22 protein-coding genes are annotated in these 21,855 nt (G+C 64.0%); 12 read left to right on the forward strand and 10 right to left on the reverse strand.

What is annotated here, in order from left to right; translation table 11 throughout:
- The first annotated feature begins 147 nt into the window (after nucleotides 1-147).
- Nucleotides 148-954 (forward strand): metallophosphoesterase family protein, encoded by an 807-nt coding sequence (locus PV762_RS11710; RefSeq protein ID WP_421035203.1) that lies wholly within the window; start codon nucleotides 148-150, stop codon nucleotides 952-954.
- Nucleotides 951-1,292 carry a hypothetical protein gene (locus PV762_RS11715; protein WP_421035204.1) on the forward strand — a complete coding sequence of 114 codons (342 nt, stop codon included), beginning with the start codon at nucleotides 951-953 and terminating at the stop codon, nucleotides 1,290-1,292. The genes PV762_RS11710 and PV762_RS11715 overlap by 4 nt, the downstream gene beginning before the upstream one ends.
- Nucleotides 1,293-2,222: 930 nt before the next feature.
- Here PV762_RS11715 and PV762_RS11720 read toward each other — a convergent pair.
- The 6 genes from PV762_RS11720 to PV762_RS11745 all read right to left on the reverse strand — a co-directional run bounded on the left by PV762_RS11720 (nucleotide 2,223) and on the right by PV762_RS11745 (nucleotide 9,502).
- Entirely contained in the window at nucleotides 2,223-3,602 is a 1,380-nt protein-coding gene (locus PV762_RS11720) for an NRAMP family divalent metal transporter (protein WP_421035205.1), read from the reverse strand.
- The gene (locus PV762_RS11725; RefSeq protein ID WP_421035206.1) at nucleotides 3,602-4,363 is read right to left on the reverse strand and encodes an SDR family NAD(P)-dependent oxidoreductase; all 762 of its coding nucleotides are present in this window, start codon (nucleotides 4,361-4,363) and stop codon (nucleotides 3,602-3,604) included. Before PV762_RS11725 ends, PV762_RS11720 begins: the two co-directional genes overlap by 1 nt.
- Nucleotides 4,364-4,537: 174 nt before the next feature.
- On the reverse strand, nucleotides 4,538-5,641 hold the full coding sequence (locus PV762_RS11730; RefSeq protein ID WP_421035207.1) for a catalase family protein: 1,104 nt from the start codon (nucleotides 5,639-5,641) through the stop codon (nucleotides 4,538-4,540).
- A gap of 16 nt (nucleotides 5,642-5,657) precedes the next feature.
- Nucleotides 5,658-7,922 (reverse strand): xanthine dehydrogenase family protein molybdopterin-binding subunit, encoded by a 2,265-nt coding sequence (locus PV762_RS11735; protein WP_421035208.1) that lies wholly within the window; start codon nucleotides 7,920-7,922, stop codon nucleotides 5,658-5,660.
- A 9-nt stretch (nucleotides 7,923-7,931) separates the two neighbouring features.
- A complete protein-coding gene (locus PV762_RS11740) occupies nucleotides 7,932-8,948 on the reverse strand; it encodes an FAD binding domain-containing protein (RefSeq protein ID WP_421035209.1) in 1,017 nt (338 codons plus the stop codon).
- Nucleotides 8,945-9,502, reverse strand: coding sequence for a (2Fe-2S)-binding protein (locus PV762_RS11745; RefSeq protein ID WP_421035210.1), 558 nt, complete (start codon nucleotides 9,500-9,502; stop codon nucleotides 8,945-8,947). Before PV762_RS11745 ends, PV762_RS11740 begins: the two co-directional genes overlap by 4 nt.
- Nucleotides 9,503-9,603: 101 nt before the next feature.
- Between PV762_RS11745 and PV762_RS11750 the strand changes: the two genes are divergently transcribed.
- The 4 genes from PV762_RS11750 to PV762_RS11765 all read left to right on the forward strand — a co-directional run bounded on the left by PV762_RS11750 (nucleotide 9,604) and on the right by PV762_RS11765 (nucleotide 14,796).
- Nucleotides 9,604-11,919: an FdhF/YdeP family oxidoreductase gene (locus PV762_RS11750; RefSeq protein ID WP_421035211.1), complete on the forward strand. Its 2,316-nt coding sequence runs from the start codon at nucleotides 9,604-9,606 to the stop codon at nucleotides 11,917-11,919.
- 61 nt (nucleotides 11,920-11,980) lie between these two features.
- Complete coding sequence (locus PV762_RS11755) at nucleotides 11,981-12,376, forward strand: response regulator (RefSeq protein ID WP_421035212.1); 396 nt, start codon at nucleotides 11,981-11,983, stop codon at nucleotides 12,374-12,376.
- 118 nt (nucleotides 12,377-12,494) lie between these two features.
- Nucleotides 12,495-14,288 carry a YbhB/YbcL family Raf kinase inhibitor-like protein gene (locus PV762_RS11760; protein WP_421035213.1) on the forward strand — a complete coding sequence of 598 codons (1,794 nt, stop codon included), beginning with the start codon at nucleotides 12,495-12,497 and terminating at the stop codon, nucleotides 14,286-14,288.
- Nucleotides 14,289-14,334: 46 nt separating this feature from the next.
- Nucleotides 14,335-14,796, forward strand: coding sequence for a DUF421 domain-containing protein (locus PV762_RS11765; protein ID WP_421035214.1), 462 nt, complete (start codon nucleotides 14,335-14,337; stop codon nucleotides 14,794-14,796).
- Between the two features lies 1 nt (nucleotide 14,797).
- Here the strand turns inward: PV762_RS11765 and PV762_RS11770 are convergent, their stop codons facing one another.
- Both PV762_RS11770 and PV762_RS11775 read right to left on the reverse strand, forming a co-directional pair.
- Nucleotides 14,798-15,391 carry a cysteine hydrolase family protein gene (locus PV762_RS11770; RefSeq protein WP_421035215.1) on the reverse strand — a complete coding sequence of 198 codons (594 nt, stop codon included), beginning with the start codon at nucleotides 15,389-15,391 and terminating at the stop codon, nucleotides 14,798-14,800.
- 32 nt (nucleotides 15,392-15,423) lie between these two features.
- Nucleotides 15,424-15,939 (reverse strand): hemerythrin domain-containing protein, encoded by a 516-nt coding sequence (locus PV762_RS11775; protein WP_421035216.1) that lies wholly within the window; start codon nucleotides 15,937-15,939, stop codon nucleotides 15,424-15,426.
- Between the two features lie 224 nt (nucleotides 15,940-16,163).
- Between PV762_RS11775 and PV762_RS11780 the strand changes: the two genes are divergently transcribed.
- Nucleotides 16,164-16,745 (forward strand): DNA-3-methyladenine glycosylase, encoded by a 582-nt coding sequence (locus PV762_RS11780; RefSeq protein WP_421035217.1) that lies wholly within the window; start codon nucleotides 16,164-16,166, stop codon nucleotides 16,743-16,745.
- Nucleotides 16,746-16,789: 44 nt separating this feature from the next.
- On the opposite strand, the gene PV762_RS11785 is transcribed toward PV762_RS11780, so the two are convergent.
- Nucleotides 16,790-17,014 carry a hypothetical protein gene (locus tag PV762_RS11785; RefSeq protein ID WP_421035218.1) on the reverse strand — a complete coding sequence of 75 codons (225 nt, stop codon included), beginning with the start codon at nucleotides 17,012-17,014 and terminating at the stop codon, nucleotides 16,790-16,792.
- A 162-nt stretch (nucleotides 17,015-17,176) separates the two neighbouring features.
- Between PV762_RS11785 and xth the strand changes: the two genes are divergently transcribed.
- From xth to PV762_RS11800, 3 genes are all read left to right on the forward strand, one after another.
- Nucleotides 17,177-17,962: an exodeoxyribonuclease III gene (gene xth, locus PV762_RS11790; protein WP_421035219.1), complete on the forward strand. Its 786-nt coding sequence runs from the start codon at nucleotides 17,177-17,179 to the stop codon at nucleotides 17,960-17,962.
- 78 nt (nucleotides 17,963-18,040) lie between these two features.
- Entirely contained in the window at nucleotides 18,041-18,274 is a 234-nt protein-coding gene (locus PV762_RS11795) for a DUF3606 domain-containing protein (RefSeq protein ID WP_421035220.1), read from the forward strand.
- A gap of 247 nt (nucleotides 18,275-18,521) precedes the next feature.
- On the forward strand, nucleotides 18,522-19,109 hold the full coding sequence (locus tag PV762_RS11800; protein ID WP_421035221.1) for a DUF4142 domain-containing protein: 588 nt from the start codon (nucleotides 18,522-18,524) through the stop codon (nucleotides 19,107-19,109).
- A 103-nt stretch (nucleotides 19,110-19,212) separates the two neighbouring features.
- Here PV762_RS11800 and PV762_RS11805 read toward each other — a convergent pair whose 3' ends face one another.
- A complete protein-coding gene (locus tag PV762_RS11805) occupies nucleotides 19,213-19,629 on the reverse strand; it encodes a response regulator (RefSeq protein WP_421035222.1) in 417 nt (138 codons plus the stop codon).
- 588 nt (nucleotides 19,630-20,217) lie between these two features.
- Between PV762_RS11805 and PV762_RS11810 the strand changes: the two genes are divergently transcribed.
- Entirely contained in the window at nucleotides 20,218-21,153 is a 936-nt protein-coding gene (locus tag PV762_RS11810) for a Ku protein (RefSeq protein WP_421035223.1), read from the forward strand.
- A 2-nt stretch (nucleotides 21,154-21,155) separates the two neighbouring features.
- A partial coding sequence (locus PV762_RS11815; protein WP_421035224.1) for a tetratricopeptide repeat protein occupies nucleotides 21,156-21,855 on the forward strand: 700 nt, incomplete at its 3' end.

The raw sequence follows: 21,855 nt of genomic DNA on the forward strand, positions 1-21,855 counted from the left end.
CGGTGAACGGGCGTCTGCTTTCAACCCGTGTTCGGCGAGGGCTACGCTCCATCGGGGCTTACGGCCCCAGAGCATCGAACGGCCGGAGCACAAGCCAGCGGCACCGCACCGCCAGGAACTGATTTGCACGAAGCGCGCCAATGACTCATGACCCATAGACCAATCTTGCTGTGCGGCGATCCTCACGGACACTTCGCACACATCCTCGAAGCGACCGGCAAGCTCGATCCTGCTGCCGTCATCCTCCTGGGGGACTTGGAGCCTGACGGTCCCTTGGAGACAGTCCTGGCTCCGGTGGCCGACCGCGTTTGGTGGATCCCTGGGAACCACGACGCGGATCGGATCGTCGACATCGAGCGCACTTGGCAGAGCGGGCTGGCGGAAAGGAACCTGCATGGCCGGGTTGTGAAGCTCGAGGACGGGCGAAGGATCGCCGGCTTGGGAAACGTGTTCCGCGGGAGTGTCTGGATGCCCAAGGGACCAGGCGGTGCCGCTGGTTCTCCCCCAAGCTTCAGCAGCATGCGCCAACACGCGCGGTCAACGCCTCGTCAGGATCGCTTCGGTGACGGTCCCCACTTCAAGCACTGGGGCACCATCTACCCCGAGGACTTCGAGCGACTCAAGCGGCAACGGGCAGACATTCTTGTGACCCATGAGGCGAGCGGATATCACCCGTACGGGTTCGCCGTCCTGGACGACCTGGCGCGCGCCCTAGGTGTGAGTCTGCTTGCGCACGGACACCTTCACGAGGCTCGGTGGCGGTTCGAGGATCAGTCGCAGGCGTGGCAGTCTCAGGGCTTCAAGTCGGTAGGGGTGGGGTTGCGTGGCATCACCGCCATCTGCGGGGACGGCGAGCTGGAGGTGGTTGTGCCTGGTGAGCTCGACGAGGCAAGCGCCCCTCGCATCAGTCGGGCGGCCGCGACCGCACATTTTGTCGAAGGAGCGAAGCCATGACCCTTGCCGTTCCAGACGACTTCCCTCACCCACCCTTCGGCGGATCGCTGTCCGGTATGCAGCTCAAGTTCAGTCTGACGCAAGGGCCCGATGGCCGGTTTCACGAGCCTGGCTCGTTGCCGGAAGAGCGGGCTGAGGATTTCCTGCGCTGTTGCGAGGTGGTGGACTGGGCCGTGGGTTTCCTGCGCGAGAAGGCACTCAAGCCCAAGTACGCGGCGCTGACTACGGAGCAGATGCTCGAAAAATTCAAGGCTAACCTGGCCAGAGACTTCGACATGCCCGCCACCTACCGTTCGTGGATTCTGGCTCGGCTAGCGGATCGCATGGATCACCAGTAGCGCCCGGTTAACGACGCAGCAGACTTGCTCGAAGACAAGCCCGTGAAAATACGGCTCTATTCTGACGAAGTGGCGACTCTCGCTAAGGAATCCGCACCTTGCCAAGAAGCCTCAGCTCATGGTCCTGTCTCGGGATATTCCGCCGCGAGGAAAACTTTTTTTTTGAGCAAATCAACTTGCTCTATCGCAACTTGATTTGCTCAGCGATGTTGGCTGTTGTGGCCGAGCTGGAGAACACGAGATTCAGCAGTTGACCGTAGCCCACGCGCTCCGGTCCTCAGCGGTTATAGCCGTCAGCATGTGTGGGACGCCTCTGCCCCCTGGCGAGCCCCGAAATCCTCCGCCAAGCGCCCGTGAACGAGCCGGTGTTGGATCTCAAAACTGCGGAAGGTGCGGAGGTCTCTTGGGACTACCGCGCGCTGGGAATAACGCTGCGCAGTCATCCCCCCGAATTGCGGAGCCACGCTGGCCAAGCGAGAGCTCCGCACGGCGAGGGACCTAGCGGCGATGCCCAACGAGCGCGTCGCCCACTACTCCGGAATCGTGATCCTGCGGCAGCAACCCGGCACCGCGAAAGGCGTGGTGTTCCTGAGCCTCGAGTACGAGACCGGCAACGTGCAGTAATCGTGTGGCCCAGTGTGAAGAAGAAGCTGCGCAAGAAACTACCAGGGCGCGTCTCATGGCCGCTCACGGCATGTGGAAGCGGCTGGGTGACGCCTGCAGCATGATTCCAGGCTGGCTGGAGGACCTGACCGGCATGCTGGGCGCGTTGGAGATCAGCAGCAGGGACTTCCGCTGACGCACGACGCTTCACACACACTCTCTCCACATGACGAGCGACGCGTTGCCGAAGAAGCCAGCGATTTTTCGCGTTGGCCGGAGAGAAGCTGAGCTGCCGTGAAGCGGAGTCGATCCGGTCATCGACCCAGCCTAGCGACTGCCACCGAACGTACTGGAAGTCTGCAGCACGATCATCGCGATCGTGGCCGTGGCCATTGCCGCGGTGGCCAGCCAGCCCATCACACTCCACAGCGGCGGCAGGCGCAGGTCGCCGACGATCTTGCGGTGCGACGCGGCCACCATCACCGCGATCATGATGGGCACGGAAATCACGGCGTTCACGACCGCCGACCAGACCAGCGCCTTGATCGGATTGAATCCCGACAGGCTGATCGCGAGACCGATCAGCATCGCGCCGCTGAGGATCGCGTAGAAGACCTTCGCGGAGTGGGCCGGACGGTCGAGCCCGCGCCGCACGCCGGCGAGCGTGGCGACGGCATAGGCCGCCGATCCCGCGAGCACTGGCAAGGCGAGGAAGCCCGTGCCCACGATGCCGGCGGCGAAGAGCACGAACGCGAAGTTCCCCGCGATCGGTTTGAGCGCCTGCGCAGCCTGCGCAGTGGTCTCGATGTCGCGCACGCCGTGGGCGTGCAGCGCCGCGGCGGTGGCGACGATCATGAAGAAGGCGATCGTGTTGGAAAAGCCCATGCCGACCAGCGTGTCCGTGCGCAGGCGACGGAACTGCTCCGTCGCCTGCTCCGGCGCGACAGCGAGCGGGCGGTCTGCATCGATGCGGCGGATCTCCTCGGCTTCCTGGCTGGCCTGCCAGAAGAAGAGGTAGGGGCTGATCGTCGTGCCGAGGATGGCGACGACGGTGGTCGTGTATTCGCGGTCCCAGTGCACCGTCGGCATCACCAGCGACTTCAGCGCGAGCACCCAATCCGCCTGTGCTGCGAAGCCGACGCCGACGTAGGCCAGCAACGTCAGCGTCAGCCACTTCAGCAGCATCACGTAGCGCGCGTAGGGCAGCCAGATCTGCAGCAGCAGCGAGAGCACCGCCATGGCCACGACGAACGCGCCTGGCGGCCCGCCGACGGCCAGGTGCATCGCATCGCCCATCGCGCTGAGGTCGGCGCCGAGGTTGATAACGTTGGCTACCACCAGCAGCGAAACGAGCGCGACCACCAGCCAGCGCGGACAGAGCTTGGAGAAGTTTTCGGTCAGGCCCTTGCCGGTGATGCGACCGATGCGCGCGCTGGCGAGCTGGATGCCGACCATCAGCGGGAAGGTCACCAGGATCGTCCAGCCGACCGCGTAACCGTACTGCGCGCCGGCCTGCGAGTAGGTCGCGATGCCGCTCGGATCGTCGTCGGCGGCGCCGGTGATCAGGCCGGGGCCGAGCTTGCTCCACCAAGGCGCGCTGACGGATACCTGATCCGCAGGCGCCTCGTCCGACGGCGCCTTGTGGGCAGGCGTCCCGTCGGAGGGGGCCTCGTCGGAAGGCGGTACCGCGTCGGGCACGGCAGCCATCACATTTTCGGCTGGCCGTTGGAGGCCATCACGCCGCCGTCGACAGGAAGGTTCACGCCGTTGACGAAGCGCGCATCGTCGCTGGCCAGGAAAGCCACGACTGCGGCGATGTCGGCGGGTTCGGCCGGTCTGCCCAGCGGCATCCGTTCCATGAAGCGCGCAACGAGGTCCTTGTCCTCCAGCATCTCCTCGGTCATGCCGGTGCGGGTGAGCGACGGCGCGACCGCATTGACCCGCACGCCCTTGCCGCCGAAGTCCAGCGCGAGCGAGCGTGTGAGGTTCACGACGCCGCCCTTGGCCGCGTTGTAGGCGCACATCCCCCAGTCGCCGGAGAGGCCGGAGACCGACGCGGTGTTGACGATGCAGCCCTTGCGCTTGAGCAGCTCGGGCATCGCCGCGCGGCAGCCGTGGAAGACGCCGCTGAGATTGATGGCTAGGGTCTCGTTCCAGTCGTCCAGCGAGACGGTGAGGGCGTCGCCTTCCGTCCCGATCCCCGCGTTGTTGACGATCACATCGAGCCCGCCGAAGCGCTTCACCGCTGCGGCGACCAGCGACTCGACGTCCGCGTACTTCGAGACGTCGGCCACCTGCGCCAGCGTGCGGTCCTGCGGCAAGTGCTTCGCTACCTGCTGGAGCTTGTCCTCATGCCGCGCGCAGATCACGACATTGGCGCCCTCCTGGGAGAAGCGCTCGGCGACGCCGCGCCCGATGCCCGACGACGCGCCGGTGACGATGACAGTCTTGTCCTTGAATCGTTCCATGCTGATCTCCTATGAATTGGTCAAGGAGAGGCAAGGTGAATGCCCGCCGCCAAAGCGGCGTCAAGACCCGGGCCGACGGCGTGACATCAACCGCCTAGGCCTCGCGGACGAGGCCAACTTGCTCACGTGTCACTGGGCAGGATGGCGCGATCGTCCAGCGCCATTCCATTTCGCTCAAATCGGCAGGCCCATCAAAGAGGTGGGCTCCTCCACAGGACGACCATTTCGAGCCGCACGGAACTCCGCCGATTTCTCGTACACGCTCTTGCGCGAGCGCATCACGCCGCCAAGCGGTTGGTGAGCCACGAGCCCGCGCCAGGGACTGAAAAGCATGCCGTCGTCGACGGCGGTTGCGCGCGCTTCGGTCCACGCCGCCTGGGCTTGCACGGAGATTGTCGCCACGGTCACATACGGACTGTCGTCTTCGGTCCACTCCGCCGAAGCGTCCTCGATCGGCATGGACTCCAGGTCTCGACACAGCTGCACCTTGACCGCCCACTGACCGCCGTTCGCAGCGAAGAAGTCGACCAACGCCTGCCGGAGGCCGTCCGGCTTGTCCTTGAGGTCGACCTTTGCGTCAGTCAGCGCGGTCAGCCCGTTGGAGATCGGCACCACCGAGAGCTTGGCGATGTAGTCGCCGAAGCGCAGCGGCACCTGGCTGAAGTAGCTTTCGCCAAGCACGTTTGTCTCAGCATGACCGCCCAGCGACACGAGCGTGCCGCTCTTGCCACCGAAGGCCTCGACCACCTTTTCCACCGCCTGCAGCGTGGCTGAAAGCGCGATCTTCGCGCCTTCACCCTTGTCGGTGGTCTTGGCCAAGAGCTTCAGGTTCTGCAGAAACTTCTTCGGCGTTGGGACGGTGAACGCCGGTCCGTTGGCCAGCACGAAGTTCTGAGTCGTACCCTGCCCGGACAACTGTGGACCGTTCACGTCCAGCACCTTGATTGCCAAGCCGCGCGGCACCGACACCTTGTCGTCAAGGATGTCGCCGGGGTTGGTCGAGAAACGCATCAGCACCGGGTGAGTTCCGGTCCCCGCAAACAGCCCCTGCGCAAACTCCGCCGCCAGCCCGGGCTCGATCGTCATCTCGCCCACCAGGTAGCCGTGGCTCTTGGCGTGGACGCTGCGCATGGCGTGGCCGCTGTTCTCGAACGTGGTCTGGCGAATTTTTCCCATCGTCTCGTTGAGTTCGGTGATGGTCTCGGCCTCGTCGTCGGGAATGGTTTCGACGTCGGGACTGAACGGGACGGGAGGCTTCAGGTGTTGGCTCAAGGTCATGCTCCTGGGTCGGTGTTCAAAGCAGCTTGTCGATCGTCACGGGAAGCGAGCGCACCCGCTTGCCGGTTGCATGGAAGATCGCGTTCGCCACTGCGGCGGCCGTGCCGACGATGCCGATCTCGCCCAGGCCCTTCACGCCCAGCGGAGTCACCTCCGGATCCGGCTCGTCGACGAAGATCACTTCGATCGAGTCGATGTCCGCATTCACCGGCACGTGGTACTCGGCGAAGCTGTGGTTCATGAACCGGCCGAAGCGATGGTCGGTCAGCGTCTCCTCGTGCAAGGCCATGCCGATGCCCATCACCACGCCACCCAGGATCTGGCTGCGCGCAGTTTTGGGGTTGATGATGCGGCCCGCCGCCACGGCGCATACCACCCGCGTGATGCGCACGACGCCCAGCTCTTCGTCGACCTTGACCTCCGCAAACACCGCGCTGTGGGTGTTGCGCGATTTGCGCATCGTGCTGATCAGGTCCATCGGGCCTGGCTTGGCGGTCTCTTCGACTTCGAGGCGGTCCTTACCGGTGGCCGCAAGCGCGTCGGTCAGACTGACCTGCTTTGATGGGTCAGCCTTGAGCCGAATGACGCCGTCGCGGAACTCGACGTCGTCGAATCCGGCGCCGTGGAGCACGCTGCCATCTATCTTCGCCGCGGCCTTCAGCAGCTGCTTGGCCATCGATTCGCAAGCCAACTGCACCGCGGCCCCGGTGGACGCGGCGCCCCAGGATCCGCCTTCGACTGGTGCCGCTGACAGCTCGCTGTCGCCCAGCCTGGCCTGGATCTTCGACACCGGCACACCCAGCGTCTCCGCGGCCACCTGGGTCATTACCGTGTAGGTGCCGGTGCCGATGTCCGCGCCGGCGTTCGCCACCAGCAGCGTGCCGTCGGCCAGCAGCGTTACGGTGGCCGCCGTCTTCATGAACAGCGCATCCCACATGCCGGTCGCCATGCCCCAGCCGACCAACTCGTGACCCTCCTTCGTGGCGCGCGGCGCGAGGGGTCGATCCTTCCAGCCGATCGCCTCAGAGCCGCGGTTGTACGCCTCCCGCAACGCTTTCGAGGTGTACGGGGTATCGTTCATCGCGTTCTTCTCGGCGTAGTTCAGCCGTCGGAATTCCAGCGGATCGAGGCCAGCCTCGAAGGCCATCTCGTCCATCGCGATCTCAAACAAGGTCATTCCAGTGGCGGCGCCGGGCGCGCGCATGTCGCCGGGCGTGTAGGTATCGACCTCGGCCAGCGTGTACTCGCCGCTGGCGTTGTCACAGGCGTAGGCCATCAGCCCCCAGTTGCAGACGACCTCCATGTAGTGCTCGAAGCGCGAGGTCGGCGTGGTCGCGTCGTTGATGATGGCCTGCAAGCGGCCGTCATGATCCGTCGCGAGCGCCACGGTCTGCACCGCTTCCGGACGATGTACATGGCTGAACATCTGCTGGCGGGTCAGCACCACGCGCACTGAGCGTTCAAGCTTTTTGGCCGCCAGCGTGGCGAGAAACACCTGGTACTGCGGCCGCAACCCCGAGCCGAACGCGCCACCCACGTACCGGTTGAGCACGCGCACGTCTTTCTTCGAGAAGCCGAAGACCGATGCGAGGTAGCCCTGCACGTTCTGAGCGCCCTGGGTCTTGTCGTGCACCGTGATCTTGCCGTCGCCGTGCCAGAACACGGTGGTGGCATGCATCTCCATCGGGTTGTGATGATGGGTGCCCAGGTGGTACTCGGCCCGATGCTTGAGGGCGGCCTGCTCGTAGGCCACCAGCGCATCGCCGCGCGACTTGGGGGCCTCGAAAGTGCTGCGCTTCTTCTTGGGCTCGAACTTGTCCTTCATCGCCACGCGCAGATCGGTGTTGTGCGGCTCTGCCTCGCAGTCGACGCGGACTAGCGCCGCAGCGTCCCGCGCCGCTTCCAGCGACTCAGCCACCACCAGGGCGAGTGGCTGCGCGCTGAACATGATCTTGTCGTCGTACAGCGCGCGAAAAGGCGAGCCGGGCACGGACACCATGTCGGCGTAGCTATGGTCCAGCCACGCCAGGTGCGGACGGTTCTCATGCGTGATGACGTCGACCACGCCGGGAATGGCGCGGGCGGCGGCATCGTCGATCGCGGTCACGCGCCCCTTGGCGATGGGACTGGAGACCACCCAGCCGTAAAGCAGGTCCGGCGTCGTGTACTCGGCGGCGTAACGCGCGGCGCCAGTGACCTTAACGTGTCCGTCGACGCGGCTGAGCGGATCGCCGATGTGGCCCTTGTTGGTCTGGTTCGGAAGGAGGCTGTCGGTGGTCATGGCGGCTCCTCAGCGAACACGCTTGTCGGTCTGCGATTGCGGCGTACCGTCGGCCGCCTGCTTCAACGCCCTCATGATGGCTCGCCGGGCGAGTTCGATCTTGAAGTCGTTGCCACCCTGGCCCACTGCGCCTTTCAGCAAGGTCTCGGCGGCGGCGCGGAAGATTCCTTCAGAAGGAACTGCGCCCTGGAGTAGCGTCTCTGCCTCGGTGCTTCGCCACGGCTTGTGCGCCACCCCTCCCAGCGCCACCCGCGCGTCTCCGATGGTCCCGTCGTCTTCCAGTGTCAGACCCACGGCCACCGATACGAGCGCGAACGCATACGACAGCCGGTCGCGCAGCTTCAGATAGGTGTAGTGATCCGCGAACCCTTCGGCAGGCAGGTCGATCGCGGTGACGAGCTCCCCGGGTGCCAGCGTGTTGTCGCGCTCCGGTGCGTCGCCTGGCAGGCGGTGGTAGTCGCTCAGCGGGATGGTTCGTTCCCCGGCCGGGCCGGTAACCTGAACTTCGGCCTCAAGAGCCGCGAGCGCAACGCACAAGTCGGAAGGATGCGTGGCGATGCAGTGATTGCTCGCGCCCAGGATCGCATGGATGCGTGTGACGCCGCCGATGGCGCTGCAGCCGCTCCCAGGCTCGCGCTTGTTGCAGGGCGTCGCCGTGTCGTAGAAGTAGTAGCAGCGCGTGCGCTGGTTGAGGTTGCCGCCGTTGGTGGCGACGTTGCGCAGCTGCGGGCTGGCACCGGCCAGGATGGCCGAGGCGAGCAACGGGTAGCGCGACTGCACGCGCGCGTCGTACGCCGTATCGGCGTTCGTGGCGAGAGCGCCCAACCGCAGACCGCCGTCGTCACGGTCCTCGATGTCCTTGAGCGCGAGCCGATTGATGTCGACGACGTGCAGCGGCCGCTCCACGTTCTCTTTCATCAGGTCGACCAGGTTCGTGCCGCCGGCGAGGAAACGGGTGCGCTCGGCAGCCCCGGCGCGCACGGCTGCGGCCACGTCCGCGGCGCGGGCGTAGTCGAAGCGGATCATGGCGCGGCCTTCCGTGGCTGTGACTGCGGCTGCGGCCGCAGCTGCATCACATCGACGATGGCGTCGGTGATGTTGGAGTAGGCGCCGCAGCGGCACAGATTGCCGCTCATCAGCTGCCGCACGTCGTCCCGGCACTTCGCGCGGCCTTCGCTGATCAGCGCACGTGCGGAGCAGATCTGGCCCGGCGTGCAGTAGCCGCATTGGAAGGCGTCATGGTCGATGAAAGCCTGCTGCAAGGGGTCGAGCGTGCCGTCCGCCGCCGCCAGGCCCTCGATCGTGGTGATCTTTGCGCCGTCCGCGACCACCGCCAGCATCAGGCAGCTGTTCACGCGCTTGCCTTCGAGCAGCACGGTGCAGGCGCCGCATTGGCCGTGGTCGCAGCCCTTCTTGACGCCGGTCAGGTCCGCATGCTCGCGCAGCAGGTCCAGCAGCGTGACCCAGGGATCGATCTCAATGTCGAACGGGCGGCCGTTCAGCTCAAGCCAGATCGGGATGCGTGCGCCGGTGGATGCCGGTCCTGCCTGGCTGACCACGGGGTCGGCTTGGGTTTGCATACGTGCTCTCCAAATGGACGTCGCACCCTGTTGGCAAGACCGCCTCCCGCCTTCCAATGTGCCGCTGGCGTTCTGGGCATGTGCCCTGCCAAGCCGTCAGCATGCAGAACGAACACCGCACCTCGGCACACCCCACCGACATCGACGAACCACCACCCAGCAGCGGCGGTTGGGGCTCTCTGAAGGCCGTCACGAAAATCCTGGCGCAGGAGGGAGTTCCGGTTACCGGTGCCGCGGCGTTGCTGAAGCAGAACAAGGCCGACGGCTTCATGTGCGTCAGTTGTGCGTGGGCCAAGCCGAGGTCCCCGCACGCCGCCGAATTCTGCGAGAACGGCGCCAAGGCCACGGCGTGGGAGATGACGAACAAACGCCGGCCGCCGGCCTTCTTCGCCCAGCACACCCTGACTGAGCTCGAAGGCTGTTCCGATCACGAGCTGGAAGCCGGGGGGCGGCTCACCGCGCCCCTGCGCTACGACGCCGCGTCGGACCGCTATGTAGAGGTCGGATGGGACGAAGCGTTTGCGGAAATCGGCTCGGAACTGAGGCGGCTGTCTCCGGAGTCGGCGGTGTTCTATGCCTCCGGCCGAGCTTCGCTGGAAGCGTCCTACCTGTACCAGCTGTTCGCGCGGGTCTACGGCCACAACAACCTGCCCGACAGCTCGAACATGTGCCATGAGAGCACCTCCGTCGGCCTGCCGAAGACCATCGGTTCGCCTGTGGGCACGGTCTACCTCGAAGACTTCGCGCAGACGGAGGCGATCTTCTTCTTCGGACAGAACGTCGGCGTGAACAGCCCGCGGATGCTGCACGACCTGCAGGACGCCCGCCGCCGCGACGTGCCCATCGTCACCTTCAATCCGCTGCGCGAAAGCGGCCTGGTCGCCTTCGACAACCCGCAGTCTGCGCGCGACATGCTGCTGCCGGGTCACACGCAGATCAGCACGCAGTACCTGCAGCTGCGCCCGGGCGGAGACCTGGCGGCGATCTCCGGGCTGTGCAAAGTGCTGATCGAGTCGGACGACGAGGCCGTTGCCGGGGGTCATCCACGCGTGCTCGACGCCGCGTTCATCGCCGAGCACACGCACAACTTCGAGGACTTTGCCAACCGCATGCGGGCGATGACGTGGGAGGACATCGAGCGCGAGTCGGGTCTGGCCCGTGCGGATCTGGAACAGGCGGCCCGCACGTACGCCAGTGCCAAGGCCGTCATCGCCGTCTACGGCATGGGACTGACGCAGCACCGCGAGGGCGTGCTCAATGTGCAGATGGTGTCCAACCTGCTGCTCCTGCGCGGCAACATCGGCAAGCCCGGCGCAGGCATCTGCCCGGTCCGCGGGCACTCGAACGTGCAGGGTCAGCGCACTGTCGGCATGACCGAAAAACCCGAACTCGCGCCGATGGCCAAGCTGCGTGAGGTCTATCGCTTCGAGCCGCCGATGAAGAAGGGACGGAACACCGTCGAGACCTGCGAGGGCGTGCTTGACGGATCGGTGCGTGCCTTCATCGGTCTTGGCGGCAATTTCCTGCGCGCAGTCCCCGACAGCCCTCGCATCGAGGCCGCCTGGCGCGGGCTTCGGCTGACCGTACAGGTGGCGACCAAGCTCAACCGCAGCCACCTGATCCACGGAGACGTGGCGTTCTTGCTACCGTGCCTGGGCCGCAGCGAGATCGACGATCAGGCGAGCGGCCCGCAGAAGGTGTCGGTGGAGGATTCGACCGGCCACATGCATGCGTCCATCGGCGTGGTCGAACCGGCAGCGGCGACGCTGAAGTCCGAGATCGCCATCGTCGCGGGTCTGGCCAAGGCCACGCTTTCGCCGAACGAATTCCTGAAGTGGGATGAGTGGACAGACGACTACGCGCTGATCCGGGACGAGATCGCACGAGTGCTCCCTGACATCTTCCACGACTTCAACGCGCGCTTCGAGCGGGCCGGTGGATTCCCCCGGCCAATCCCCGCTCGTGAGCGGGTGTGGAAAACCGAGGCAAAGAAGGCGACGTTCATCGTTCCGGCGTCGCCCATCGCCGACGCCGATGCCCGTAGCAGTGTCGACGGCGACGATCCCAACGTCCTGCGCCTGATGACCATGCGCAGCGACGATCAGTTCAACACCACGATCTACAGCCTGGACGATCGCTTCCGCCGCGTGACGGGCAGCAGGACCGTGCTGCTGATGCACCCGGACGACATCGAACGACTGGGGTTCGTCGAGGGCGACGTGGTGACGGCTACGACAGCAGTGGACGACGGTCATGTGCGAAGGGTTCCCGGCCTGACGCTGAAGCGCTACTCGATTCCCAAGGGCGCCATCGGGGGCTACTTCCCGGAACTGAATGCGCTCATCCCGCTGCAGCACCACGCCAAGGGAAGCATGGTGCCGGCGGCAAAGTCGATCCCAGTGCGTCTTTCCGCGTGAGGCCGGAGCCGCCCGTCGCTGGATCAGTCAGCATGCGGAGTGCCGCTTGCCGTGCCAAGGAATGGACTCCGAGCCGCCTAGGGAATCTTGCAAGATTCTCGTTGTAGACGACAACATCGACGCGGCCGATTCGGTGGTCGCCTTGCTCGATACGTACGGGTACGAGGCATGCGCGGTCTACAACGGCGCCGAGGCGGTGCTGCTCGCTGAACTCCTGCATCCCGTCCAGGTGCTGCTAGACCTGGACATGCCAGAGGTGAGCGGCTTCGAGATCGCGGCATGCATTCGCGCGTTAGCGCAGCCTGAGAACCCAAAACTCGTCGCGCTCACCGGGCGTGGAAGCGATGCAGATCGCGTGCTGACTTCGGCCGCAGGCTTCGACCTTCACGTGCGCAAGCCCATCGCCTGCGAACAATTGCGGCAGCTCGGGGAGTGGGCTTACCGAAAGTCGGCATGACGATGCATGCGCTAGGGCGCCGTGCATCTCCAGCGTCTTGCCTTCGCAGGAACGCAGCCTGCCGTTTTGTTGCCTCCCTTCGCCCCACCTCTGCCACCTACTTCAGATGGATGCCAATATGACTTCGAATTCACGCGCACTCCTGCTTCTGGTCGGCGCCGTCATGTCCCTGAGTGCCAGGGCACAGCAGGGAGATGGAACCGACGTGCCCATCCGAACCCATGTCTTCAAACCCGACAAGGTGGAAGCCACGGAGGCTCGTGTAGCGGGCCTCAAGGCGCCACGCGGCTTCAAGGTTTCCGTCTTTGCACGCAACCTCAAGAACGCGCGGATCATCGCGGTCGCACCGGACGGACGTATCTACGTCAGCCGGCGCGACACCGGCGACGTCGTCATGCTGGAGGATAGAGACGGCGATGGCGTGGCAGACGGTCCGGCGGTCAAGGTGCTCGATCGCGCCGGCGCGCATGGCTTGGCCATCCATGAAGGGAGGCTGTACGTGGCGACGGTCAAGGAGATTTTCATGGCCCCCCTGCTAGCGGACGGCCGAGTCGGCGATCTCAAGTTGATCGTCGGAGACCTGCCGGACTCAGGGCAGCATCCGAACCGGACCATCGCGTTCGGGCCGGACGGAATGCTCTACATCACCGCTGGCTCGACCTGCAACGCGTGCAATGAGAGCAACCCCGAGAATGCGACGATCCTGCGGGCCTCGCCGGATGGCCAGAGCCGCGTGATCGTGGCCAGCGGCCTGCGCAACACGATCGGTTTCGACTGGCATCCCGCTACCGGCGAGCTATGGGGCATGGATCACGGCATCGACTTCCTGGGCGACGAGGTGCAGCCCGAAGAACTCAACCGCATCGAGCAGGGCAAGCGCTACGGTTGGCCCCATGTCTGGGGCGACGGCGGCATCAACCCGCAGAGCACCCCCGCAGGCGAAGTCACCAAGGCCCAGTGGAAGGCGGACAGCGTGCCGATGGTGCTGGGCTACAAGGCTCATGCGGCGCCGATGCAGATGATCTTCGCCAATGGCGGCGGCCGCTTCCCTGCCGAATTCGCGGGCGACGCATTCGTAACCATGCGCGGCTCGTGGAACCGCAAGGAAGCTTCGGGCTATGAGATCGTCCGTGTCCGATTCGCGGATGGCAAGCCCCAGCGTTTCGAGCCCTTCGTCACGGGGTTCCTGACCGACCGGGGCCGCACCCACATTGCGCGTCCGGTCGGACTGGCATGGGCCAAGGACGGAGCGATGCTGATGGCCGATGATGCAAACGGCGTCATCTACCGCGTGGCTTACGAGGGAAGCGCCGCGCCTGCGCCGGCGATGAAAACTCCTGCGGACGAGATGAAGCGTCAGGCGCAGCGCGGAATCGGCGTTCCTCTCGCAAGGGATCGCGCCGAAACGGCGTCGAGGGGTTCATCCTCCATCGAACTCACGTCGTCCTCATTCGCTCCGGACGCAGCCATTCCTTCGAAGCACAGTGAGTACGCGGACGGCGTGTCGCCGGCGCTGACCTGGAAAGCCGTGCCGGGCGCGAGGAGCTACGTGCTGATCGTCGAAGACCCCGACGCCAAGCCGATCACGCCGTTCGTCCATTGGGTCGCCTGGAACATCCCGGCCGACGTGACCGCGTTGCCCGAGGGTCTGCAGGAGCAGGAACGGCTCACCGAGCCCCCGGGTTTGATGCAAGGGGCCACCAGCCGTGGCTCCGTGGGCTACTACGGCCCTCGGCCTCCTGTTGGGGATCCTCCGCATCACTACCACTTCCAGCTCCTTGCGCTTGACACGCTGCTCCAGCTTCCCTTGGGAGCAAGTCGCGACGACGTGCTGGCCGCCGCGAAGGGGCATGTCCTCGGAAAGGGCGAGCTGATCGGTACCTATCGCCAGGAGATCAAGCCTCCCAAGTAACCGCTGACTCCCGGCCAGCACCGGGGATGGAACACTGGAGCCGACGATGTTTGAACTGCACGTTGCATGGTGGGAACTGTTGGCTCGCGCCGCGCTCATCTACCTGGCCCTGCTGGTGATGGTCAGGCTGTCGGGCAAGCGGACCGTCGGGCAGTTCACCCCGTTCGATCTGCTAGTGGTGATGCTCCTCAGCGAAGCTGTCAGCAACGGACTGAGCGGAGGGGACGACTCCGTCGCGGGCGCCTGGATCCTGGCTGCCACCCTGATCGCGATGAACGCCTGCATCGGTTTCTTGGGATCACGAAGCAAGCGCTTGGAAGGGTGGCTTGAAGGCTCCCCGGTACTCATCGGTCGCGACGGGACTTGGTTCGACCGCGAGCTTCGGCGTCACCGAATCGGCACCGCGGATGTCGAGAAGGCACTCCGCGAAGCGGACTGCGATCTGGAAGAGATGCACATGGGCGTGCTTGAAAGCGACGGCAGCATCAGCATCCTCAAGCGCAAGTAGATCAAGCCCGCGAAGGCCTCACGCGCGCCTTGAGCACGTCTTTCATCCAGGCAAGCGCGCCCTCTTTGCGCGCTGCCGACTCTGCTGCGGTGCAGTCGCTGGGCACCGCGATGCGATAGCCTCGCACGTAGGCGTCCATCGCCGTGCACTTCACGCAGTAGTCCGTCGCCAGGCCGGTGATGATCAGGTCCTTCGCGCCAAGCTGCTCCAGGAGGAGATCCAGCGGCGTGGCGTAGAAGCCGGAATGTCGGGGCTTGAGGATCATCAGGTCCACCCCGGATGGCGCAAGCAGGCGGGCAAGTTCCGCCGCAGCGCCGCCCACCCTCTTGCACTCCTTCAACAAGGTGCTGACGTCCGAACGCCATTGCCCGAAGTTGTCGTTGACGTAGATGACGCAGGCGCCGTCGTCGTGAAACTGCTTCTTCAGACGCGCCGTGGCCCTCGCGGCTTCCACCGCGGCCTCGGCGATGTCTGCCGCCCCGTCGAAGGCCAACGGGTTGATGAAATCGACCAACAGGAGCACCTTGCGGGAGCGGGGCATCCCGGTGCCGCTGGCGACCTGGTGGTCGATCTCGCGTCTTGCCGCCGGCGCCATGGCGCGACTCCCCACCGGTACGGCGACGTGTCTCAGTGCGACGTCGGGTATTGGGCCAGCAACTCGTCCTTGCGGCTCTGGAGGCGTTGCCCCAGTTCCACCAGATCAAGTTTCGACTTCTTCGCCTTGGGGAACATCTCGTTCTGCTCTTCCTTCACGTGATGCTTCACCCATTCGCTCATGACCTTGACCTTGGCGTCATAGTCCTCGCCATAGGGCTCGACGCCTTCGACGGCGGCGATCAAGTCCTTGATGCTCTGATGCTCGACCTTGGCCTCCGGAACGAGTTCCTTGTCGCGCAGTGCGGCTTGGACCTCGGGATAGAAGATCTCCTCCTCCACCTGGGCGTGGACGGTGAGTTCCTGGCAGATCTGCGCAACCAGCTGGCGCTTCTTGGCGGTCGATCGCGACTTCTCGAACAGGTCGAAGAGTTCGCTGACCTTCTTGTGGTCGGCACGAAGCAACGACACGGCGTCCGGCGTGCGCGGCGAAGCCTTCGTCGAGGATTTGCGGACGGGGGTGTTTCGGGCAGTGGTGGTAGAAGGCATCTTGACTCCTGGCGATGGCTGGAAGGGAACACGAGATGAAGCGAGATGAAGCGAGATGCTCAGACATGCCTTGAGCGATCAGGCCGAATGCCAACTGGCAATAACCGAGCCTGACGAGATTGAGGCGTATCGGAACGGCATGAGCAATCGCTCTGCCATCTGCCATCGCAACCGCCATGTCCATCTCGTCTTAAGCTCCGCAGCATGCCACTTCACAGGTTGCTATGAGTTCGACACGACCCCGCCTCCGCTGTGCCGACGTCGTCAACTTTTCGGCGCCACCGGTCGCTGTGGCGCAGGCCTTGATCGGGTGCACACTTTTGGTCGACGGTGTTGGCGGGCGCATCGTCGAAACTGAAGCGTACGACGTTGATGACGAGGCGTCACATAGCTTTCGCGGGATGACACCGCGCAACGGAGCCATGTTCGGGCCGCCGGGCACCACGTACGTGTACCGGTCGTATGGGCTGCACTGGTGCTTCAATATCGTGTGCCGAGAAGCTGGGCATGGCGCGGCCGTGCTCCTCCGGGCCATTGAACCAACGCACGGTATCGAGGTCATGCGAGCCAGACGCCGTGTAGAGAGTCTGCGCAACCTTTGCTCGGGTCCTGGAAAGCTGGCACAGGCGTTGGGCATCACTGGCGCGTTGGACCATCGGCGGATTGACGAGCCGCCGTTCGTCCTCGTGCCTCCAGACGTTGCGTCAGTTGTCAACTTCGGCGCGCGCATCGGCATCTCAAAAGCGCAGCACCTCCCGTGGCGTTTCACGCTCTCGGAGTCGGACTTCCTCAGTAAGAAGCTCTGAACTGCATCCCACCAGAGGCATGATTTTCGGCTTCGAGATTTCGCCTAACGTCGAAGCCAAGTCCAGAACAACAAGACGAAGAGTCCAGCGATGGCCGCTATCGCCGCAGGACTGAATCCGTTCAGGGCAGATAGGCCGGCGCCGATGGCTCCCGCGGCGATGGAGATGAGCGCCTTCAGTACGAGCGACAGGTCACGCATGATGTCCTCCGGGAACCATTCACTGGCAGCTAGCGTGCCGAGATGGGTTGCGAGATAGACGTCTGCCAAACCAAATAGCCGTGCGTGCGGGAGTCGACGTTGCCTCAGGCACTACGAGCCGTTGGTGAATGCGGTCGGCGCACGGCAGGCATTTGATGACCTGGCGTCACTGCCCACTGTTGGCCCGTCACCGAGGAAGCGACATCCCAAGTCAACGAGGCGGAGGGGCGTATGTCGATCAAGGTTGCAACCTTCAACGTCAACGGCATCAAGAGCCGGATGCCCCGCCTGCTGGAGTGGCTTCACCACACCAAGCCTGACATCGCATGCTTGCAGGAAGTGAAGACGGGCGATGCAAGCTTTCCGAAGGAGGCAATCGAGGCTGCGGGCTACGCGGTCATCTGGCACGGGCAACCGCGCTTTCACGGAGTTGCGATCCTGTCCAGGGTGGGCCGTCCCACTGAGCTCCGCCGAGGTCTACCTGGCGATGACAACGACGGACAAGCTCGCTATCTTGAGGCGCACATCAACGGACTGCGTGTCAGCTCCGTATATTTGCCGAATGGCAATCCCACTGGCAGCGACAACTTCCGCTACAAGCTGCGATGGTTTCGAAGATTCAATGACTACGTCCGAACGCTGGTGAACGAAGAAATTCCGTCAGTGCTGTGCGGCGACTTCAACGTGGTGCCCACCAACAACGACATCTACAACGCAGGCACATGGCGACTCGACGCCGTCCTTCAACCCGAGACGCGCGCGCTCTACCAGGAGTTGTTGGCGCAAGGATGGACGGACGCCGCGCGCCATCTCCGTCCCAGGGAACGTCACCTGTACACCTTCTGGGTGAGCAACGAGGCTTTCAGGCGCAACGCCGGATTTCGTATGGACTTCTTGCTGCTCAGCCCGAATCTGCTCAACAGACTTCAACTTGATGGCGTCGATGCCGAGTACCGCGTGCGTGAAAAGCCGAGCGACCACGCACCGACGTGGATCCGACTTGGAACGGAATCCTGACGCGCCGCTCCTGCCGGACGAGCACAGGACTCGGGAATGGGATGCGCCGATCCTCAGGACTTAACCGACGGAGCCACCATGTCTGAAGAAGCAAGTTTTGCAGCGCCACCCCATGACCCTGCTGGCGAAAAGATCGACATCCACAACCCTGCCCAGCTGAAGAGTTGGGCCGAGAAGCTGAGCACGACGGACGAACAGATCCGACAGGCAGTGGCCGCCGTAGGCGCGTCGGCGTCCGATGTCGAATTGCATCTGAAAGGGAGCCGCGCGACGACCAGTGCGGAGCAGACCAAGCGCCCGGGGACATCCTGAGCGACGGCGCGAGAGCGCTCTCGAACGGAGGGAAGGATTCCATCGGCATGGAGTTCCCTCCTTCGATATTACAGATGCCGGATCGAAAATGAATCGCGGCAGTCGTCTTCGTACTTGAGGGGCTACTGCTCACGGGGCATTTCGCGCAGTGTCGGGATGCCCAAAGGACTTGGCCGTGGCATCCGCATCAACCCGCGCAGGTCTCCCGTTTGCTCAGTCTTGGCATCACTAAACTTAGGAGTGTCTCGTGGCCTTGAACCGTTACTCTTTCCGCCCCGCCATGTCTGCCATCACTGCAGTGTCCGTCGCAATTGGCGGGCTTCTGGCTGGCGGCCTCGCGTCAGCACAGACCACGGCGCCAACCGCAGCGTCCGCGCCGCGCGCCACACATGCCGACAGCAGCTTCTTGAAGGATGCCGCTGAGGCGGGTCACGCTGAAATCGACGCGGGTAACCTCGCCATGCAAAAGGGCAACGCCGCGGACGTCAAATCGTTCGCGCAGAAGATGGTCGACGACCACAAAAAGGCACACTCCGAGCTCGAGGCTCTAGCCGGCTCCAAGGGCGTGAAGTTGCCGGCAGAGGCCACCATGGTCGCCAAGGGCAAGGCCAAGATCTTGGAAAAGCGTGATGGCACCGGTTTCGACCATGCCTACGCGGAGAACCAGGTGTCGGCGCACAAGGACGCGGTCAAGCTGTTCGAGAAGGCAGCCAAGGACGCCAAGGATGCGGACGTCAAAGCCTGGGCCGCCAAGACGCTGCCGACCTTGCAGCATCACCTTCAAGAGGCGCAAGCCTTGGAGGCTAGCACCAAGGCCGCCGACAAAAAGAAGTGATCGAGGTGAGTTGAGCTACGAGCGCCGCCGCGTTCCTCACTGGTAGTGGCGGTGTTCGAGCAAAATGTTATTTCGAAGCGCAGAGCCGCGGGAGCGGCTCACCTCACGGCAACCTTTTCGTTCTTGCGATGAGGTCGATCAGCCCGCGCTCGAGCTGCTTGAAGTCGAACGGCTTGAGCCAGTAGGCAGTGGCGCCAGCACGCAACGATGCTTCAACGTCCTCCCGCTTGTTGCTCGCCGACAGTACGACGACTGGAATATCTGCGAATAGCGGGACGGCGCGGAATCTTCTCAATACCTCCAAGCCGTCCAGGTCCGGCAGGTGCATGTCCAGTAATACAGCATCCGGGGGCTCCAGCTGGCAGGTCGCGAGCCCCGTCGCGCCAGTCATGGCGACTTCTAGCCTCAGGTTCGGATACTGCGCAGTCCAGTGCTGCATGAGCAACCCATTGATCGGATCGTCTTCGATGTAGACGATCCTTCCCGAGAGATCTGCGATTCGCAAAGCGGTGGCGTGCATCCATCCTCCTCGACCACATGTCCCGCCCAAGGATTTGAGAGTAGCCACGAAGCGCGCAAGCAAGACCCATGTCCCGCCATCCGATGAGAAAAGCTAGGCAATCTTCAAACCTTTAGCGCCGCAAGTTGGTGAGCACCAAGTCTTACGACAAGCCGCGATCTTCAGATCACTTCCCAGCACGTCGACGGCAGCTACGATGCATGGCCTGCGCGTTATCCGCTGCGCAGGTCTGCAGACGTAGCCCGAAGAAGAAAGACCCGGCAGCTTGCGTTGCCGGGTCTCAAGAGTCGACCGATGGTGGTCTGCCAACGGTCTCCCTGCTCATGAGAGGAGAACAGAGGGGCCAGCGAGAGCTAGGACTCAGCGCTGACAAGTGCGATTCTGAGAATCGCCAACTTTTTGAGGAAGAGGCTGGCGCCGCAGGCGTGCGTCCGCGAAGTCACCACGCGTGTCCGCGCGGCGCCGACATCTCGAAGCCGGTTCCCTTACATCCCCGCCAATGCGGCGGTGTCCTACAGAGGGACGAGCTGTCAGGCCAATGCGATTTATGGCGCCACGAAGTAACTTCGCCCAAAGCTTGGAGCCGTCATGGTCACTTCTGCCCGTTCGATCGCATCGCTGACGTTGAGCTTCGGTCTGGTCAACGTCCCGGTCCGGCTGTTCTCTGCTACCGAGTCAGGCTCGGAAATCCGCTTCAACCTGCTCGACAAGGACGGGTCGCGGCTCAAGCAGCAGTACGTCAACGAACGCACCAAGAAGGTCGTCGATCGCAAAGACATGATGAAGGGCTACGAGGTGGAGAAGGACCACTTCGTGTTGTTCACCGCCGATGAGTTGAAGGCCCTCGAGGAGGGCAGCAGTCACGTCATCGAGATTGTGAGCTTCGTCCCGCTGACGTCCATCGACCCGTTGTTCTACGACAAGAGCTACCTGCTCGCACCGGACAAGCGGGGTGCGAAGCCATATGCGCTGCTGGCCGAAGCGATGCGGCGCTCCGACCGCTGCGCGCTGGCGAAATGGGCATTCAAGGCCAAGCAGTACATCGTCCAGGTGCGGGCAAATGAGGACGGGCTCATCCTGCAGCAGCTGCGCTACGCCGAGGAAGTGCGGTCGCTCGCGGACCTCAACATTGAGAAGGCCCCTGTATCCAACTCTGAGCTGCAGCTCGCGCTCAAGCTCGTGGACACGATCGCCGAGGACGACTTCAACCCGGAGGAGTTCCAAGACGAGGAGAAAGCGCGCGTGCTCGCTGCGATCGACGAGAAGGTCGCCGGCAAGCAGATCGTAGCGTCTAGCCACTCCGAGGACGAGGTCGTCGCCGGTGGCCAAGTGATCGATCTGATGGAAGCGTTGAGGTCGAGTCTCGCTAAGAAGCCTGCCGTGAAGGCAGCGAAGCCCTCGGCCAGCGTGACCAAGCTCAAGCCGGCAAGCGCAGCCACGCCGACTCGCAAGCCTGCCAAGCGCGCGGTCGTCGAGCCTGAACCCGCCGCTGCGCCAGCTCCCAGAAGTCGGGCTCGCAAGTGACCATGGCACCGGAGGAGGCCTTTTACAGCTCGCGCCAGGTAGAGAAGCTGGTCGGGCTTACGAAGGCGTTCGTCCAAAGCCTGGCTGATGCAGGCATCGTCGTTCCTCAAGACGGTGGAAGATTCACCCTGCAAGACCTCGTGGTGCTCCGAGCGGCGAAAGGCCTTCGAGATGCTCGTGTGCCGCATCGCAAGATCATCCAGGCTCTGAAGAACGTAAGAGCGGGCCTGCCGGGGCCTGCGCACTTGGCCAGCGTTCGCGTGCGGGCAAATGGAAAAAGCGTAGAAGCCGCTGATGAAGCCGGCAAACGCGATGCGGTATCCGGCCAATTGTTGTTGCCGCTAGATGGCAGCGAGATCCGCGACGAGCAGGCACCGGCTTCGACCCCTCCCGCTGCGCGCGATGCGCGGTACTGGTTCCAGCAAGCCGTGCGGCTGGAGGCCACTGACACCACCGCGGCGGAACGCGCCTACCGGCGAGCGATTGCCCTGGATCCGTGCCACGGCGTCGCCTACGTGAACCTGGGCGCCATGCTGTGCGAGGCCAAGCGCTGCCTGGAAGCGGTGGCGTTGTATGACGATGCGATCTCCCATTGTGGCGACACGCCGCTGGTGCACTTCAACCGCGGTGCGGCGTTGGAAGATTCTGGACGTCCGGCCCTCGCCGTCGATGCCTATCGACGCGCGCTGGAGCTTGACTCGC

Source organism: Mitsuaria sp. CC2 (assembly GCF_048957715.1).
In the GTDB taxonomy this organism is placed as follows: Bacteria; Pseudomonadota; Gammaproteobacteria; order Burkholderiales; family Burkholderiaceae_C; genus Roseateles.